Source organism: Nocardia thraciensis (genome assembly GCF_054782435.1).
In genome coordinates this window covers 1-15711 of the sequence record NZ_BAAGSM010000011.1, presented here as the reverse complement: position 1 = coordinate 15711, position 15711 = coordinate 1, and the positions used below count along the sequence as shown (strand labels likewise).

Here is a 15711-nt window from a genome sequence, read left to right as displayed (position 1 = left end):
CCGAACCGGAGCCGGCGCCGTCACGCAGAGGTGACGTCCCCGCCGACGATATCCTCGCGCGGCAGGGCGGAGAGGGTGATGAGGGAGTTGAGGAAGCCGCGACGGTCGGCGGCCGGCAGCCGACCGAGCAACTGTTCCTCCATGGCCTGGATGTCGGCCTGGGCGGCGGCGGCCAGGGCCTTCCCCTTCGGGGTGACGGCCAACAGCTTCGCCCGCCGGTCCGCGGGGTCGGGCCGCCGCTCGATCAGCCCGCGCCCCTGCAGATCGTCGAGTATCGGAATGATGCGGGTCTTATCCGCGCCGATCTCCTCCGCCAGCACACCCTGACCCCGTGCGGGTCCGCGCCCGAGCGCGAGCAGCACCGAGTACGCCCACATGCTCACCCCGTGCGATTCCAGAATCGGCCGCTCGGCCGCCATCAGGCCGCGAGCGAGCGGCGCGATCATCGCCGCCAGATCCGGACGCTCCGTCTTCGCCATGCGCACAAACTTACGCGTTTTCAGATAATACGCATGGACTTACTATACACATATGCTTACGATAAGCTTATGCCTGATATTCGTGAGCTGAACCGGCGCGCCGTGAACTACAGCGTCGACATCGTCGCCAACCTGACCCCCGCCGACCTGGATCGGCCCACCCCCTGCGCCGCCTGGAAGCTCTCGGAGCTACTGGCCCACATGACGGTTCAGCACCGCGGGTTCGCGGCGGCCGCCCGCGGCCACGGCGCCGATCTCGTGGCCTGGGAAACCGGTCCGCTCGCCGACGATCCGGCCGCGGCCTACGCGGAAGCCGCGGCCGATGTAGTGGCCGCCTTCGCCGAACCGGGTGTGCCGGACCGGACCTTCGACATGCCGGAATTCGGCCCCGGCGTCACCGTGCCCGGCAGCATGGCCATCGGCTTCCACTTCATCGACTACGTCGTGCATGGCTGGGATGCGGCCCGCGCGCTCGGCCTGCCGTACGTACTCGACGACGAACTGGCCGACCCGGCGCTGGAAATCGCGCTCGGCGTCCCGGACACCGAGCAGCGGGAGCAGCCCGGTTCCCCCTTCGCCCGAGCCCTTCCGGCCGCCGACTCCGATGCCCCGCTCGACCGCATCCTGCGCGCCCTCGGCCGCTCCCCCGACTGGACCGCGCAACTCTAGGGTGTGTCCCGCGCCACATTTCTTCCGCTCCGGGGCTGGTTTCGCGCGCGAGCGCGGCGGCACCCGGGGAATGGCGAGAACCCGAGCCCTGACTCTCGCCTCGGCGCGGTGAACCCGGACACGATGTGACCGGCGACGTGTTCAGCGCCGAACCCGAGGACCGACGGCGTTCCTCACCGCGGGGGCGGCCCGACCACAGCCGCCCCCGCCCCGGGCTCCGGGAGCACCGTGGCGGCCGTCACGCCGGGGCACCCGTCACGCTCGGCGATGGTCTCTCGTCCAAGGGATAGCACCCTGCAGAAGGAGAAACCATGAGCATCACACGCATTCCCGCCGTCGCACCCGAGCAGGCCGGAGTCCTCACCCGACTGCTGTACCGCTACAGCAAGCGCCGCTTCGGCGAGGTGCCGGAGCCGTTCGCCGTGGCGGCGAACCACCCGAGGCTCCTGGCCGCCAGCGCGGTACACGAGGGCATGGTCGAGAAGGCCTGCGCCGCACTTCCGTTCGAGATCCGTGAGATCGCGGTCTATCGCGTGGCATGGACGGTGGGCTGCTCGTGGTGTGTCGATTTCGGCGCCATGCTGATGCGACTGAGCCACCTCGATGTCGACAAGCTGGAAGACATCGCCGACTACGAGACTTCGCCGTCCTACAGCGACGACGAGCGCGCCGCCATCGCCTACGCCGACGCCATGACCGCCACCCCGACCACGGTGACCGACGAGCAGGTGACCGATCTGAAGAAGCGGTTCGGCACGGCGGGCGTCGTGGAGCTGACCTATCAGATCGCCCTGGAGAATTCGCGCTCACGCACCTACTCGGCCCTGGGCATCACCGCGCAGGGCTTCAGCACGGACTCCTGCCGCGTGCCCTGGGCTAGGTAGTCCAACCCCTAGCATCCCCGTATTTCCGGCGCGCTTTCGGCCGGAGATACACGAGGCGCGCCGAAAATGCCGTCAGCCCACCGCTGTACTGCGGTGGGCTGACGATCGGGGGAGAGAACCTAGGCCGACTTCTCGCGGCGCTCGGCGGGCTGGCGCTTGCGCGGGACGATGGTGGGCAGCACGTTGTCGTTCACGGTGTCGGCGTTGACGACCACCTTGGCGACGTCGTCGCGGCTGGGGATGTCGTACATCACCGGCAGCAGCACTTCCTCCATGATCGCCCGCAGGCCACGGGCCCCGGTGCCGCGCAGGATCGCTTGGTCCGCAATGGCTTCCAGCGCGTCCTGCGTGAATTCCAGGTCCACGCCGTCCATTTCGAACAGCCGCACGTACTGCTTGACGAGCGCGTTCTTCGGCTCGGACAGGATCTTGACCAGCGAATCCTTGTCCAGGTTGGTCACCGACGCGACAACCGGCAGGCGGCCGATGAACTCGGGAATCAACCCGAACTTGATCAGATCCTCGGGCATGACGTCGGCGAAGTGGTCGGTGGTGTCGATCTCGGCCTTGGACCGCACCTCGGAGCCGAAGCCGATGCCGCGCTTGCCGACTCGGTCCTGCACGATCCGCTCCAGACCCGCGAACGCACCCGCCACGATGAACAGCACGTTGGTGGTGTCGATCTGGATGAACTCCTGGTGCGGATGCTTGCGCCCGCCCTGCGGCGGCACGCTGGCCTGGGTGCCCTCCAGGATCTTCAGCAGCGCCTGCTGCACCCCCTCGCCGGAGACGTCGCGCGTGATCGACGGGTTCTCGCTCTTGCGGGCGATCTTGTCGACCTCGTCGATGTAGATGATGCCGGTCTCGGCGCGCTTGACGTCGTAGTCGGCGGCCTGGATCAGTTTCAGCAGGATGTTCTCCACATCCTCGCCGACGTACCCGGCCTCGGTGAGCGCCGTCGCGTCCGCGATCGCGAACGGGACATTCAGCATCTTGGCCAGGGTCTGCGCCAGGTAGGTCTTACCGCAGCCCGTCGGGCCCAGCATCAGAATGTTGGACTTGGTCAGCTCCACCGGCTCCCCGCGGCCGTCGCGACTCTTGTCGCCGGCCTGGATGCGCTTGTAGTGGTTGTAGACCGCGACCGCGAGCGTGCGCTTGGCGGTGTCCTGGCCGATTACGTAGTTCTCCAGGAAGTCTCGAATCTCCGCGGGTTTCGGCAGCTCGTCGAGCTTGACCTCGCTGGACTCGGCCAGCTCCTCCTCGATGATCTCATTACACAGATCGATGCACTCGTCGCAGATGTACACCCCTGGTCCCGCAATGAGCTTCTTGACCTGCTTCTGGCTCTTTCCGCAGAACGAGCACTTGAGCAGATCGCCGCCATCACCGATGCGCGCCATCTTGTGGGTCCCTACTTCCTTGTCCGCGTGCAACCGTCTGTCCGGCTGCCGACAAGCCGCCTTCCGAACAACGCTACCCGTCGCACATCGATCAGTTCTGCTCCGATCGGATATCCACAAATTCCGGCAGTGTTGCCCGGGCCCTTCGACCGTGCCGACAACCTCTGAGCAAAGGTCCCTAGAGTGACCGTACCCGGTAGATACGACGAAGGTCGACAACTTGGGCACGTTTCTCGTGCGAGCCTCCCGTCGCGGCGGCCCGGGACCGCCGCCGCCGAAATCGACGGGAGGCCCTGTGCCTCACTTCTTCTGGGCACTCAGCTTCCGGTACTCGAACACCTGGTCGATGATGCCGTACTGCACGGCCTCCTCGGCGGTGAGGATCTTGTCCCGGTCGGTGTCCTTGCGGATCGTGTCGGCGTCCTTGCCGGTGTGGCGGGCCAGCGTGGTCTCCATCTGCCGCCGCATCCGCTCGATCTCGGCGGCCTGGATCTCCAGATCCGAGACCTGGCCTTGGATGCCACCCTCCAGCGACGGCTGGTGGATCAGCACGCGGGCGTTGGGCAGGCAGGCCCGCTTGCCGGGCGTACCCGCGGCCAGCAGCACCGCCGCGGCCGAGGCGGCCTGGCCCAGGCAGACGGTCGCGACGTCGGCGCGCACGTACTGCATGGTGTCGTAGATCGCCATCAGCGCGGTGAACGAGCCACCGGGTGAATTGATGTACATGGTGATGTCGCGGTCGGGATCCAGCGACTCCAGCACCAGCAGCTGCGCCATGATGTCGTTGGCCGAGGTGTCGTCCACCGTCGCGCCGAGGAAGATGATGCGCTCCTCGAACAGCTTGTTGTACGGGTTGGACTCCTTGACGCCGAAGCTCGAGTGCTCGATGAACGACGGCAGGATGTAGCGCGACTGCGGGCTCGCCGGGGCTACGCCGGACAGACCGGCACGGGGTTCGATATGGGTCATCTTCGTCTCCAAAAGTCTCGAGTCGATGAGCTAGCTGGCGGAGCCGTTGGTCTGGCCGGCGTGCGTGATCACGTTGTCGATGAAGCCGTACTCCAGCGCCTCGGCGGCGGTGAACCAGCGGTCGCGGTCGGCGTCGGCGGTGACCTGCTCGAGCGTCTGCCCGGTGTGCCGCGCCTGCAGCTCGTTCAGCTCCCGCTTGGTGTGCGCGAACTGCTCGGCCTGGATGGCGATATCCGCGGCGGAACCGCCGATGCCCGCGGACGGCTGGTGCATCATGATCCGCGCGTGCGGCAGTGCCGAGCGCTTGCCCGGGGCGCCCGCGGTCAGCAGAAACTGGCCCATCGAGGCGGCCAGGCCCAAGCCGTAGGTGGCGATATCGCACTTCACCAGCTGCATGGTGTCGTAGATGGCCATACCCGCCGTGACGGAACCGCCCGGGGAGTTGATGTACAGCATGATGTCGCGCGTGGGGTCCTCCGCCGCCAGCAGCAGGATCTGGGCGCACAGCTTGTTGGCGATGTCGTCGTCCACCTGCGTGCCCAGGAAGATGATGCGTTCGCGCAGCAGACGCTCGTACACCGAGTCACTGAGGTTGAGCCCAGCGGTCGGGGATGTCATGACCGGTCCTGCCTGGTTGATTGTCACGGATACCTGCCCTCTCTCACCGGCTCGGTGCTCGCAAGCACGGCCTTTAATGATTCGCTGACACAAACCCTAACGAAGCAGGGCGGCACCGAACTCCCGGTACCGCCCTTCCTTCGCTTACGGCAGAACCCGGCCGAAGCTCGGCCCTGCCGCGCACGCAACGCCGACACCCGTCGCGAGGTCCCTGCGCTGCGGTCGCATTCGCTTTATTCGGCGTTCGCCCCGGCCTTGTCCGACTCGGCCGCCGCGTCGGTCTCGGCGTCGTCGGGCGAGCCGAACATCTCGGCGGTGTCCACGGCGTTGCCGTCGGTGTCGGTCACCTTGGCCTGGCCCACCACGGTGGCCAGCGCCTTGCCGCGACGGACGTCGGCGAAGACCGCGCCCAGCTGCCCGGCCTGCTGCACCTGCTGGATGAACTGCTCGGGCGACATGCCGTAGCGCTGCGCCTGGAACAGGATCCGCTCGGTCAGCTCCTGCTGGCCGACCTGGGTGTTCTCCGACTCGGCGATGGAGTCCAGCAGCAGCTGGGTCTTCACCGAGCGCTCGGCGGCCTCCTTGGAGTCCTTGTCGAACTCCTCGCGCGAGGTGCCCTGGGCCTCCAGCGCCTCGGCGAACTTCGCCTCGTCGTGGTCGAAGCCGTGCACCGCGTCGTGCAGCACGGCGTCGATCTCGCCCTGCACCGCGCCCTCGGGCAGCGGCACCTCGGTCTTGTCCAGCAGCGCCTCGAGGACCTTGTCGCGGATCTCGCCCGCCTGCTGCACCTTCTTGCCCTGTTCGACCCGTTTGCGCAGGTCGTCCTGCAGCTCGTCGATGGTGTCGAATTCGCTGGCCATCTGGGCGAACTCGTCGTCGGCCTCGGGCAGCTCGCGCTCCTTGACCGAGTTCACCTTGACGGTGATGACCGCCTCCCTGCCCGCGAACTCGCCCGCGACCAGCGTCGAGGTGAAGTCCTTGGACTCCTCGGCCGCCATGCCGATCAGGGTCTCGTCCAGGCCCTCGATCAGCTGGCCGGACCCGACCTCATGCGACAGGCCGGTGGTGGAGGCCTCCTCGACCAGCTGGCCGTCGACGGTGGCCGTCAGGTCGATGGAGACGAAATCGCCGTCCTGGACCGCGCGCTCGACGCTCTTCAGGGTGCCGAAGCGCTGCCGCAGCGACTGCAACTGCTGCTCGATGTCCTCGTCGGCGACCGAGATCGGATCGACGGTGACCTCGATGCTGGAGTAGTCGGGCAGCGAGATCTCCGGGCGGACGTCGACCTCGGCGCTGAACGCCAGCTCCGCGCCGTCCTCGATCTTGGTGATCTCGATCTGCGGCTGGCCGATGACCTTCACCTCGGAGGTGGTCACGGCCTCGCTGTAGCGGGCGGGCAGGGCGTCGTTGACGACCTGCTCGAGCACCGCGCCGCGGCCCAAGCGGGCCTCCAGCAGTTTGGCGGGCGCCTTGCCCGGGCGGAAGCCGGGGATGCGCACCTGCTGGGCCAGCGCCTTGTACGCCTTGTCGAAGTCCGGCTTCAGCTCCTCGAAGGGCACCTCGACATTGATGCGGACCCGGGTCGGGCTCAGCTGCTCGACGGTGCTCTTCACGGACATGCTCCTTGTTCGTTGTTCTCTGGTTGACGTCGTCGGTCCCCCCGATCGCATCCCGACAAGACTAGTCGACCTGGTTGACGCGGCCATCCCACCCCCGCCTTCCCGGCGTGCTCACCCCCGCCTCCCCGGCATGCTCACCCCCGCACTTCCCGGCATGCTCACCTCCGCACTTCCCGGCATGCTCACCCCCGCACTTCCCGGCGTGCTCACCCCCGCCTTCCCGGCGTGCCTTTGGCCGGGATCTAACCCACCTTGACGGCGTCGGTGACGAAGACCAGGGTCTCGTTCGGCTTGATGCCGTTGCCGCCCTTCCCGTAGCCCAGGCTCGGCGGGATGATCAGCAGGCGGCGCGTACCCTGCGTCACGCCGTCGAGGCCCTGGTCCCAGCCCGGAATGACCTGTCCGGCGCCGAGGGTCAGCTCGAACGGCTCGTTGCGATCGAAGGAGCTGTCCAGCTTCTTGCCGTCCGACCAGGTCACCAGGGTGTAGTTCATGGTCAGCGGCTGGCCGGGCGCCGCGGCGGGGCCGGTGCCCGGGACGAGATCCTCGATGATCAGCTGCGACGGCGGGTCGCAGTCGGCGGGGATGGTGATGGCCGGGGCCTCACCGAAGCCCCCGGTGGTCTTCACGTCGGCGGCCGTGCATTCGCGGCCGTGCTTCGACGGGTTCACCAGATTCGGCGCGGTCTGCTGGGTCATCTGGTTCGGGCCCATCGAGACGGAGGCCGACTCGCTTCCCGAGTTGTCCGCCTTGTCGTCACCGCCGCACGCGGCCAGCGCCAGTACCGCCACCGCGACCATTCCGGTCGACACGATCCTGCCCATCCTGCGCACGCGGCACTCTCCTCACGGTCGTCTCGGCTCGGCGGCCGGACGCCACCGCGCGGAAACCTACACGCCCCGCCCGCAGCGCACACGTCACGCCCTCGGGTCAGCTCACTTCGTCGACGCGCTGTCGGGCGGCGGTGATCTCGGGTGCGCTGTCGCCGATCCACTCGATCAGCGCGCACAGGTGCGCCGCGCCCGCGGCGCCCAGTCCGGTCAGTTCGTAGGAAACCCTGGACGCCGTCGTCGAGCCGCCCGTGAGCCCACGGCTCGCATGCCCCGTGCGCATTCGCGAGCCCGGTCTCCGCCGTGTCACGGCGAGGGCGGCACCCGCGGCACGACGGTGAACGTCGCGCCCGCGCCCGGTGCGCTGTCCACGCTCACGCGTCCGCCGTGCGCGGTCACCAGGGCCTGCACGATCGAAAGCCCCAGCCCGGCACCGCCACTCGCGCGGGTGCGCGAGGCATCGGCGCGGTAGAAGCGCTCGAAGACGCGGGCGGCGGACTCCGCCGACAGTCCGGGGCCGCGGTCGATCACATCGATGCGGACCTGCTCGGCGCCCGGCGTGAGCTGCACCCTGACCGGCGTTCCGGGCGGGGTGTGGGCGAGGGCGTTGCCGAGCAGGTTGGCCAGCACCTGCCGCAGCCGGTCGGCATCGCCGTCCACCTCCAATGTTCCTGTGCCCGGGGCGATATCGAGCGCTACGGCGTGTGTCGGGGCGCCGGATTCGTCCAGGGCCGCGGCCTGGGCGCTGTGCACCGCCTCCCCGGCCACCGCGAGCAGGTCCACCGGCTGCCGCCGCAGCGGGCGCTGGGCGTCGAGCCGGGCCAGCATCAACAGATCCTCCACCAGCAGCCCCATCCGCTCCGCCTCGGCCTCGATGCGTTCGAGCACCCGCCGCGGATCCCGGCTCGCCCCTTGGCGGTAGAGCTCGGCGAAGCCGCGAATGGTGGTCAGCGGCGTGCGCAGTTCGTGGCTGGCGTCGGCGACGAACTGCCGCATCCGCGCCTCCGAGCGCCGCGCCGCCTCCTCCGACGCCTCGGTCGCCGAGACACCGTGCTGGATCCGGGTGAGCATCGAATTCAGCGACCGCGCAAGATGGTCCACCTCGGTGTCGACCCCGCGCACCGGCACCCGGCGGCTCAGGTCGCCGCCCGCGATGGCGGCCGCGGTCTCCTCCACCTGCCGCAGCGGGCGCAGACCGCGGCGCACCACGAGATATCCGCCCGCCGCGAGCAGCAGCAGGGCGGCCGCGCCGGTGCCGACCTCGAACACCACCAGCCGCGAGACCGTGTCGCGGTTGTCGGTCAGCGGCAGCGCGACGATCGTCGAGCCGTCGCCGTTGGCGACCGACAGCACCCGCCACCGCGTCGACGAGCCGTCAGCCGAACCGACCGTCACCGGCGCGCCGACCGGCACGTCCGACAGGTCGGGCCCGTCCGTCGGCTGCCGCATACCGGTGTTGTAGGGCTGGCCCTCCGGGGATTTGCGCAGTTCGTAGAACTTGCGCGGCTGATCGGTCGACGCGGGTTCGCGCAGCGGCGGCACCGGCAGCTCCGCGGGCACCCAGAGCGTTCCCCGGTCGGTGGTCACCTGCTTCATCGGGCGCGGCTGCGCCCAGCTGTTCGCCGCGTCGCGCAACTGCTCGTCGGTGCGCTCGGTCAGCGACCGCGACAGCGCCGAGGTGACCGCGACGCCCGAGGCCATCAGCACCGTCGCCGCCAGCAGCACCATGGCGACGACCAGACCGATCCGCAGCGGGACCGCCGAGACGCGCCGGACCAGCGCCGCCCGCACGGTCACGGTCGCATCCGCGTTCGTCCGGCCCGCCGACCCACTTCGCTGCTCACGCACCCCATCTCTACCGGGACGCGCTGGGAGATCGCTGGAAGCGGACTGGGTGTTTTCTCCGCGCGGGTCAGGAACCGTTCAGATGGTCGGCGAGGCGCGGCAGGAAGGGCCGCTGCCCGGCCCCGAGTTTGTCGTGCGCCGAGGCCAGGTCGAACCATTCGGCACGGTCGATCTCCGGGAACTCCCGCATCCGCCCCGAACGCGGCGGCCACTCCATCTCGAAGGTGCCCGGCACAATCCGCGCCGGATCCAGATCCCCCTCCACCGCCCACACCCGGACCTGCTTCTTCCGCTTGCCGCTGCCGTACTGCACCTCCCCCAGCGCGATCCACTCGCCGTCGGGTACAGGCAGCCCGAGTTCCTCGGTGAATTCGCGACCGGCGGCCGTCCGCTCGTCCTCGGCGCCGGGCTCGTACTCGCCCTTCGGGATGGACCAGGCGCCGAGATCCTTACGCGACCACAGCGGTCCGCCCATATGGCCGAGCAGCACCGTGATCTCGGGAGCACGGCGGAACAGCAGAACCCCGGCGCTGTATTTCATGGGCCCCAGTCTGCCGCACGCGCGCCCGGACGCCGCCGCCGTGGCCGCTCACGCCGCCCGCTTGATCTGCTCGAACAGCGCCCGCATCCGCGGCCCGACCTCGGCCAGTTCCAGGAACGGCACGCCCGCCGCGGCTCCGTCGAGGTAGGCGAATCGCATCTCCCCGGCCATATCGCCCCGCTGCACCACCTCGATCCCCCGCGCGTCCGCATCGCGCAGGGCCCGGTCGAAATCCTCCGGCTCCGTGCAGATGTGGTGCAGCCCGGGACCGCCGCGCTCCAGGAACTCGGCGTAGATCGACGCGCCGCGGACCGGCTGGATCAACTCCAGTTGGGTGTCCCCGCGGTAGGACAGCGAGATGTGCGCGGTGAAGTCCGCGGGCTCACCGCGGTACGTGCAGCTGTCGGGCGCGAAGTGCACCTCCGACATCCGGCTCCACGCGCGAATTCCATAGCAGGTGCTCAGGAACCCTTCGGCCGCTTCCACATCGGTCACCACCCACGCTATCTGGGTGATCGACTCGCCCGCGAGACTCGTGCGGGAGCTGAGTTGCACCATCCCCGGAGTTAATCACGGCCTCGTCGCCGTGAACCGCGAACGGCGCTTCCGCGGGCTCGAAACCCGTTCCGGGACACCGGTACTCCCTCCAGTGGCGAGAGGCCGATGCGCCGATCGCCCTAATCTTGTCCCATGACCGTCTCGAGCACGCCGTGGTCCGGCCGACCCGAGGCTCTATCCGCCGAGCAAACCGACACCGCGCCGCACCGCCCCGCGCCCGATGCCGCGCAGCCGGATTCGCCGCGGACCTGGGGCTTCTTCCACGTCGGCCTGCTCATCGGAATCGCGGTCGTGACAATACTTCTCGTGGTCATGTTCCAGAGCATGTTCGCCACCAGACCAACCGGTCCGAAAACACCCCCGGCGGCTCCCACCACCAGTGCTCCGGCCGTCGAGGCGCCGAAGGCGCAGGCGGGCCCGACCGCCTCGGGACCGCGCTCCGGCAATGGGGTCACCTTCGGCAAGGTCGTCATGACCGACGGGGCGACGCTTCAGATCAACGGCATCTCGGGTGTCACCACCACCGTCCATACCGACGAGGGCACGCGCGTCCATCTGCTGTTGGGATCCCAGGTGGCCGATGTGCGACAGGGGGCGGTGGTCATGGCCTACGGCCACCGGGAGCGGGACGGTTCGATCACCGCGAATCGCATCGTCGGTATCTCGATCAAATAGCCGCCCGCGGGGGCGCCGATGTTCCCACAGGCGGGACTGATCGACCACTGGCACGGCGCTGACCGGCACTTACACTCGGCACATGCAGCCGACTCCCTGGCGCGGGAGCAAGACCGCGAGCGATCCGGTCGTCACGCCCGACCCCCCTCGGCCCGACGTGGCGAGCCGCCAACCCGATCTGAGACCGTACCTGCTGGTCCTCCGCGAGAACTGGGGGTACAGCATCGCCGTGGTCGGCGGCGTCATCACGCTCGTGCTGCTGTTCCAGCCTTGGCTCACCGCGCGCGGCCCCGCCGGGACTGCCTATACCAACGCCTTCGGGCGCATCACCGCGACCAACAACCTCATGAACGCATGGTCGACGCACGGCCCGTCGCCGGCGCGAATCCTGGGAATCTGGGGGCTGCTGGCCAGCGGCGCCATCATCGTCATGTGTGTCACGGCCATCGCCAACCTGCGCCGACGATCCGACGCGATCGCCCGGATAACGGTGATCTCCTCGTTTGCCGTCGCGGTGTTCGTCCTGGCCGCCCTGGTCTACATCAACACCAAGGCCCCGGATCTGAAGGGTATGACCTCGCGCCGATACGACCTCGGCGGCCAGGTCGGGTCGTTGATGACATGGGCTTTCGGCAACGGCCGCTTGGTGATTCCCGGGATGGGCAAATCCGCCGAGTTCTCCAGCGCCAGTCTCAGCCCCTGGGCCCTGCTGGCCGGGGCTACGGCGATCGCGTGCGCGGCCTTCACGTGCATCCAGTGGATCCGCGAGCATCCGGGCAATTCCTTCCGGTGGCGCTCCCCGTTCGTCATGGAGCGCGCCAAGGAACCCGACCGCGCCGACACGAACTCCGGCCACGGCGAGGAGAGCCGCGGCAAGGAAGAGCCAGACCGCGGCAAGCAGGAGCCGGAGCGCGGCGGAAAGGATCCCGATGCGAGTGAGAGGGACCCCGACCGGACCGATTGACGGCTCGGAACAGCTGCCGAACGACTCAGGGCCACAGGAACATCCGCGGCCTCGGGTCGACCTCCTCGGACGGTACTCGAACCCCATACAAGCAGCGCAGTTGCACCGAGCCATAGAGGTCGTTGAGTCTTCCTCACCCCGCTCACCTGCGAAGACAGATGTAGCGGTGCCGGAGCCGCGTGCTCTTCGGCGACGGTTGTCTGCCGAGATACAGGCCGAGATCGTGGTGGCGTACCAGGATGGTGTGCCCACGACGGAGCTGGCTGTGCGGTATGGCATTGCCAAAGCGGGAGTGTTGAAGTTGCTGAGAGATCGCGGCGTTGTTATGCGCCGTCAACCAATGACTATGAGCGAAGTTGATCTTGCCGTCAAGTTGTATCAACGGGAGAAGCTGTCGCTTCTCGCGATCAGCCGACGGCTCAGCAAGCCGAAGACGAGCGTGCGAGAGGCGCTGCTAGCGCGAGGAGTGCGGCTACGGGATTCACACGGAGGAGAGCGCTAGTTCAATATCAGCAACTCTATTCTGACACTAGAGGAATATCCATGCCCGATATTGCAACCGCGCGAGGGGGCAAGTGCCGACTCAGCGCCTTCTCCACAGCATCTGCCAGATTTTTATTGGAAGAACCTTTTCGCAAAGAACCGATAATGAGATCCGTATACGCTTCCGGATTCATCCCAAACTCCCGCGCCGCCACGGGCAGCAATGGCTTTCCAGGAAGCAGAGCCAGGATTTCTAGCAGCGACTCGCCCGCAAGCGCAGATGTCAACCGATCCGATTCCTCAAGAAGGACAGCTTTTGGCGAAAATTTCCAGGTGTTCATATCGAAGATCTCTGGTAGGTCTTCAGCCAACTCGTCAGTCGTCTTGTTGCGCTTACTGGTGTCGGCGATCAACGCTTGAAGCTGTGGTTCGATTCGTGCCTTCCAACGTTGGATAGCAAGCTGATGAACTTGTTTGCTATCCGTTCGCTCCACGATCTTCGCCTTGAAGCTCTCTGGATCGAAAGGCTTATCCAAATGAGCAGCGACCGCAGCAATCACATCAGGAAGACAGAAGAGGCTCTCCACTTCATGCACGGGAAGCACATGAACTCCGCTGTTGAAGGACTCAAGATATTGCGCACTGTAGTGGTCTCGGTCAATTATGCCGACCGCCTCCAAAGAGAGCGCAAGCTTTGCCTGCTTGAGAGCGTCGACACAACGTAGCACGTGCTGCGAGGTAGACACTGACCTGACGACAGTATCTACCCCGTTGAACCACGCACTATAAAGCTTCGCATCATAACTCGATGGCTCACCTTCACAAAACACAATTCTAGACGCATAGAATGACAGAGATGCCGACCCCAGCAGTACGGTGCTCACTTCATCAGGCAATCCAGCACCCAGATCAACCAATCTTAGCCCCTGAGTAGGGCTTGCCAGAACGAATCGCGCGTTGCGCCGTGACATCGCAAACGTCACATCATGAGTAACGTAGACGAACCGTAAATCAGACCGCGCATCTTCGAGTTGATCCCAGAGGCGGGTAGCAAGTAAAGGGTGGAAATGGGTTTCGGGCTCGTCAACCACTACCACCGCGTTGGGCGCTGCAGTGAAGACGCGACCAGCTAAGAACAGAGCGGATTTCTCGCCGTCGCTCATCTGATTTCCGCTGTACGCCGCATGGCTACCTGAGATGGTGCTCACGACGTTGGGCTTCCACCCCTCCCAATCCAGCTGCCTCCCAGGAAAGACACGTTTCCATACTTCCTCGACACGCGACAGATCAGTATCGTCGGGTACGCCGGCTGTGGTGGGATCTTCTCTAAATCTGCGGGTGAAAGCTGAGGATATCGAGGCATCATTTGCGAGTAGCTGAGACAACATGGAGTCAAACTCACTAGTCAGCTCCCAATGAATCGAACGCGCCTGGCTCTTCTGCTGTTCAAACTGGCTACGTGCAGTTTCATAGCCCACCGCAGGCAGATCGACGGCCAATCGCGTGTTCCGTAGCGCATTTATGAATTCAATAGGCTGACTATCTGGCGTATTAATATTGCGAGATTGACGAGTCTTTCCACTTCCATTCGGACCGATGACAACCACCGGATGGCTCCCAGTTATGGTCTCTCCATGAGGTAGCTGTAGCGTGATATCCACAGGCAAATCATACAACAATCCGAACGTGGCCAGGCACTCCCACCTCGTCCGTTCAACACATATAAGATGCTGTCCGGCGCCGGTCAACGGTTTCGGGGCTTGAGCGCCGCGAAGCGGGGGCCGTCTTCACGCCCGACAACGATGACCATATCTTTCTTGATGGCGTGCGCGATCGAGTCAGGGGCGTAGCCAGCGAACGGCGGTACCGGTTGTGGTAGCCGGTCGTCATACGGTTGTTCTAGGAGCGATGGCGCAGTGCGTCGCTTCGCCCACAGGTTGGTGCAGGTCTCGGTGACCGTCTGCACGACAGGGACAACCGATCCGAGCACGCCGGTCATCGTGGTGCCGGCGTCCTCGCTGAGCACGAAATCAAACGGCTGGCCATCGCGCTGCATCACCTGCCCCTCACTCAGCTCCGGTTGCCGAGGCAGCGGCCGGTACAGTCCGGCCTCCGGCTTGCGGCGATCGACCTGGATGTGCAGATCCATCCATCGCGAGCGGTGAACCAAGCTGTTGCGCATGGCGAGTGTCCATGTATCCCAGCCGGGCGGTCCTGCGAATTGCATGGTAGCCCGAACTGCCCTCAAGAGCCGGTCTTGCTCCGTCCCGCCTCTGGTCGCCTGATCTGCCAATGATCGGCGCAGTCGCCGATTCGTATCACCCGCCGTTCGCGGATAGGAGTCAGCCGCATCGCCAGTGTTGAGCGTCGACCAATCTGCCTTGACGATGTTTGTGTCGAGCGCGCCGACCCCGATGACGACAGCAGCAAGGGTGTCGAGCACCGAGCCGACAGCTCGAAAGAAGCCGCCGCGGTCGGCGTTGATCTCCGCCATCCTCTTCGCGTCGAGACCGTTGCGGTTGCGCATATCCGCCATGCCGGTTGTCGCCCGTACGCGGCGCGCATAGAAGATGTCTTCGCGGCGCACTGCGTCTCGGTAGTTCGTGAGATGAACGGCTGCGTCCTCAAGGTTGGCCGCGACCGCTCGGGCAGAGCCGACAAGGTAGTACGACAGCCATCCGCGCACTTCTGCGGGCATCGAATAGCCTGCCCACCAGCCGATTCCGGTCGTGGACGGGTCGAGATCGTCAGTGATCAGGTCGGCAAGCTCGCGAGCTGCCTTTGCACCTGCTCGTACCGGATCGTCATACCGCAGCATGACCAGAAATATTGCGCCGACGAGCGAACCTTGTCATCAGGATTTCTGCACGCGGATACCACCGCCACACTTAGCCAGTTGCCGTAGCACTCCGTTCCGTGCGGGCGCACCAACTCGATCCCGATCGCGAGTCTGTACCGGTCGATCAGCGACAGGTAGTCGGCGACTTCGCTCGCCTTCTCCGGATCGGTCTTCGCCAGCAGACGAAGTCCATCCCGCAGATCCATACCTTGTCGGTAGCTGATCGGGACGGCCAGCGCGGTGCTCCTGTCTCGGTAGACAGATTCGTGTCCTGCTTAGACCGTGTCTTACGTGGTTGTGATCCGGTTCGGATGCGTCGGATCCGGTTGTGCTGCATG

At 66.2% G+C, this 15711-nt stretch carries 17 protein-coding genes; 4 read left to right on the top strand and 13 right to left on the bottom strand.

Features of this window, described 5'->3' with window-relative positions; genetic code table 11:
• Positions 1-20: 20 nt before the first annotated feature.
• The gene (locus ACYVLQ_RS05135) at positions 21-479 is read right to left on the bottom strand and encodes a MarR family winged helix-turn-helix transcriptional regulator (RefSeq protein WP_460696208.1); all 459 of its coding nucleotides are present in this window, start codon (positions 477-479) and stop codon (positions 21-23) included.
• 69 nt (positions 480-548) lie between these two features.
• On the opposite strand from ACYVLQ_RS05135, the gene ACYVLQ_RS05130 reads away from it, so the two are divergent.
• A complete protein-coding gene (locus ACYVLQ_RS05130) occupies positions 549-1148 on the top strand; it encodes a TIGR03086 family metal-binding protein (protein ID WP_460696207.1) in 600 nt (199 codons plus the stop codon).
• A gap of 317 nt (positions 1149-1465) precedes the next feature.
• Positions 1466-2032, top strand: coding sequence for a carboxymuconolactone decarboxylase family protein (locus tag ACYVLQ_RS05125; protein WP_460696420.1), 567 nt, complete (start codon positions 1466-1468; stop codon positions 2030-2032).
• 119 nt (positions 2033-2151) lie between these two features.
• On the opposite strand, the gene clpX is transcribed toward ACYVLQ_RS05125, so the two are convergent.
• The 9 genes from clpX to ACYVLQ_RS05080 form a co-directional block, all read right to left on the bottom strand.
• Entirely contained in the window at positions 2152-3432 is a 1281-nt protein-coding gene (clpX, locus tag ACYVLQ_RS05120) for an ATP-dependent Clp protease ATP-binding subunit ClpX (protein ID WP_460696206.1), read from the bottom strand.
• Positions 3433-3732: 300 nt separating this feature from the next.
• Positions 3733-4401 carry an ATP-dependent Clp protease proteolytic subunit gene (locus ACYVLQ_RS05115; RefSeq protein ID WP_068021188.1) on the bottom strand — a complete coding sequence of 223 codons (669 nt, stop codon included), beginning with the start codon at positions 4399-4401 and terminating at the stop codon, positions 3733-3735.
• 30 nt (positions 4402-4431) lie between these two features.
• On the bottom strand, positions 4432-5019 hold the full coding sequence (locus ACYVLQ_RS05110; protein ID WP_460696205.1) for an ATP-dependent Clp protease proteolytic subunit: 588 nt from the start codon (positions 5017-5019) through the stop codon (positions 4432-4434).
• Positions 5020-5252: 233 nt separating this feature from the next.
• Positions 5253-6632, bottom strand: a complete 1380-nt coding sequence (gene tig / locus ACYVLQ_RS05105) for a trigger factor (RefSeq protein WP_460696204.1) — start codon at positions 6630-6632, stop codon at positions 5253-5255.
• 248 nt (positions 6633-6880) lie between these two features.
• Entirely contained in the window at positions 6881-7450 is a 570-nt protein-coding gene (locus tag ACYVLQ_RS05100) for an FKBP-type peptidyl-prolyl cis-trans isomerase (protein ID WP_460696203.1), read from the bottom strand.
• Between the two features lie 118 nt (positions 7451-7568).
• Positions 7569-7751, bottom strand: a complete 183-nt coding sequence (locus ACYVLQ_RS05095; RefSeq protein ID WP_460696202.1) for a hypothetical protein — start codon at positions 7749-7751, stop codon at positions 7569-7571.
• Between the two features lie 23 nt (positions 7752-7774).
• Complete coding sequence (locus ACYVLQ_RS05090) at positions 7775-9196, bottom strand: sensor histidine kinase (RefSeq protein ID WP_460696419.1); 1422 nt, start codon at positions 9194-9196, stop codon at positions 7775-7777.
• Between the two features lie 184 nt (positions 9197-9380).
• Positions 9381-9854, bottom strand: a complete 474-nt coding sequence (locus ACYVLQ_RS05085) for an NUDIX domain-containing protein (protein ID WP_460696201.1) — start codon at positions 9852-9854, stop codon at positions 9381-9383.
• A 48-nt stretch (positions 9855-9902) separates the two neighbouring features.
• The gene (locus ACYVLQ_RS05080; RefSeq protein ID WP_460696200.1) at positions 9903-10412 is read right to left on the bottom strand and encodes a VOC family protein; all 510 of its coding nucleotides are present in this window, start codon (positions 10410-10412) and stop codon (positions 9903-9905) included.
• Positions 10413-10544: 132 nt separating this feature from the next.
• On the opposite strand from ACYVLQ_RS05080, the gene ACYVLQ_RS05075 reads away from it, so the two are divergent.
• Together ACYVLQ_RS05075 and ACYVLQ_RS05070 are read left to right on the top strand one after the other, a co-directional pair.
• On the top strand, positions 10545-11087 hold the full coding sequence (locus ACYVLQ_RS05075; protein WP_460696199.1) for a hypothetical protein: 543 nt from the start codon (positions 10545-10547) through the stop codon (positions 11085-11087).
• An 82-nt stretch (positions 11088-11169) separates the two neighbouring features.
• A complete protein-coding gene (locus ACYVLQ_RS05070; RefSeq protein WP_460696198.1) occupies positions 11170-12051 on the top strand; it encodes a hypothetical protein in 882 nt (293 codons plus the stop codon).
• A gap of 518 nt (positions 12052-12569) precedes the next feature.
• Here the strand turns inward: ACYVLQ_RS05070 and ACYVLQ_RS05065 are convergent.
• From ACYVLQ_RS05065 to ACYVLQ_RS05055, 3 genes are all read right to left on the bottom strand, one after another.
• Positions 12570-14195 (bottom strand): AAA family ATPase, encoded by a 1626-nt coding sequence (locus tag ACYVLQ_RS05065; protein WP_460696197.1) that lies wholly within the window; start codon positions 14193-14195, stop codon positions 12570-12572.
• Between the two features lie 83 nt (positions 14196-14278).
• On the bottom strand, positions 14279-15352 hold the full coding sequence (locus ACYVLQ_RS05060; protein ID WP_460696196.1) for a hypothetical protein: 1074 nt from the start codon (positions 15350-15352) through the stop codon (positions 14279-14281).
• On the bottom strand, positions 15289-15579 hold the full coding sequence (locus ACYVLQ_RS05055) for a hypothetical protein (protein WP_460696195.1): 291 nt from the start codon (positions 15577-15579) through the stop codon (positions 15289-15291). Before ACYVLQ_RS05055 ends, ACYVLQ_RS05060 begins: the two co-directional genes overlap by 64 nt.
• Positions 15580-15711: the final 132 nt, after the last annotated feature.

What these genes read in the sequence shown, in the direction of transcription:
- ACYVLQ_RS05090 (WP_460696419.1), bottom strand. Translation starts at nt 9,196, where the DNA reads ATGGTGCTGCTGGCGGCGACGGTGCTGATGGCCTCGGGCGTCGCGGTC.
- clpX (WP_460696206.1), bottom strand. Translation starts at nt 3,432, where the DNA reads ATGGCGCGCATCGGTGATGGCGGCGATCTGCTCAAGTGCTCGTTCTGC.
- ACYVLQ_RS05075 (WP_460696199.1), top strand. Translation starts at nt 10,545, where the DNA reads ATGACCGTCTCGAGCACGCCGTGGTCCGGCCGACCCGAGGCTCTATCC.
- ACYVLQ_RS05135 (WP_460696208.1), bottom strand. Translation starts at nt 479, where the DNA reads ATGGCGAAGACGGAGCGTCCGGATCTGGCGGCGATGATCGCGCCGCTC.
- ACYVLQ_RS05115 (WP_068021188.1), bottom strand. Translation starts at nt 4,401, where the DNA reads ATGACCCATATCGAACCCCGTGCCGGTCTGTCCGGCGTAGCCCCGGCG.
- ACYVLQ_RS05130 (WP_460696207.1), top strand. Translation starts at nt 549, where the DNA reads ATGCCTGATATTCGTGAGCTGAACCGGCGCGCCGTGAACTACAGCGTC.
- ACYVLQ_RS05110 (WP_460696205.1), bottom strand. Translation starts at nt 5,019, where the DNA reads ATGACATCCCCGACCGCTGGGCTCAACCTCAGTGACTCGGTGTACGAG.
- ACYVLQ_RS05085 (WP_460696201.1), bottom strand. Translation starts at nt 9,854, where the DNA reads ATGAAATACAGCGCCGGGGTTCTGCTGTTCCGCCGTGCTCCCGAGATC.
- ACYVLQ_RS05080 (WP_460696200.1), bottom strand. Translation starts at nt 10,412, where the DNA reads ATGGTGCAACTCAGCTCCCGCACGAGTCTCGCGGGCGAGTCGATCACC.
- ACYVLQ_RS05070 (WP_460696198.1), top strand. Translation starts at nt 11,170, where the DNA reads ATGCAGCCGACTCCCTGGCGCGGGAGCAAGACCGCGAGCGATCCGGTC.
- ACYVLQ_RS05055 (WP_460696195.1), bottom strand. Translation starts at nt 15,579, where the DNA reads ATGGATCTGCGGGATGGACTTCGTCTGCTGGCGAAGACCGATCCGGAG.
- ACYVLQ_RS05095 (WP_460696202.1), bottom strand. Translation starts at nt 7,751, where the DNA reads ATGCGCACGGGGCATGCGAGCCGTGGGCTCACGGGCGGCTCGACGACG.
- ACYVLQ_RS05060 (WP_460696196.1), bottom strand. Translation starts at nt 15,352, where the DNA reads ATGCTGCGGTATGACGATCCGGTACGAGCAGGTGCAAAGGCAGCTCGC.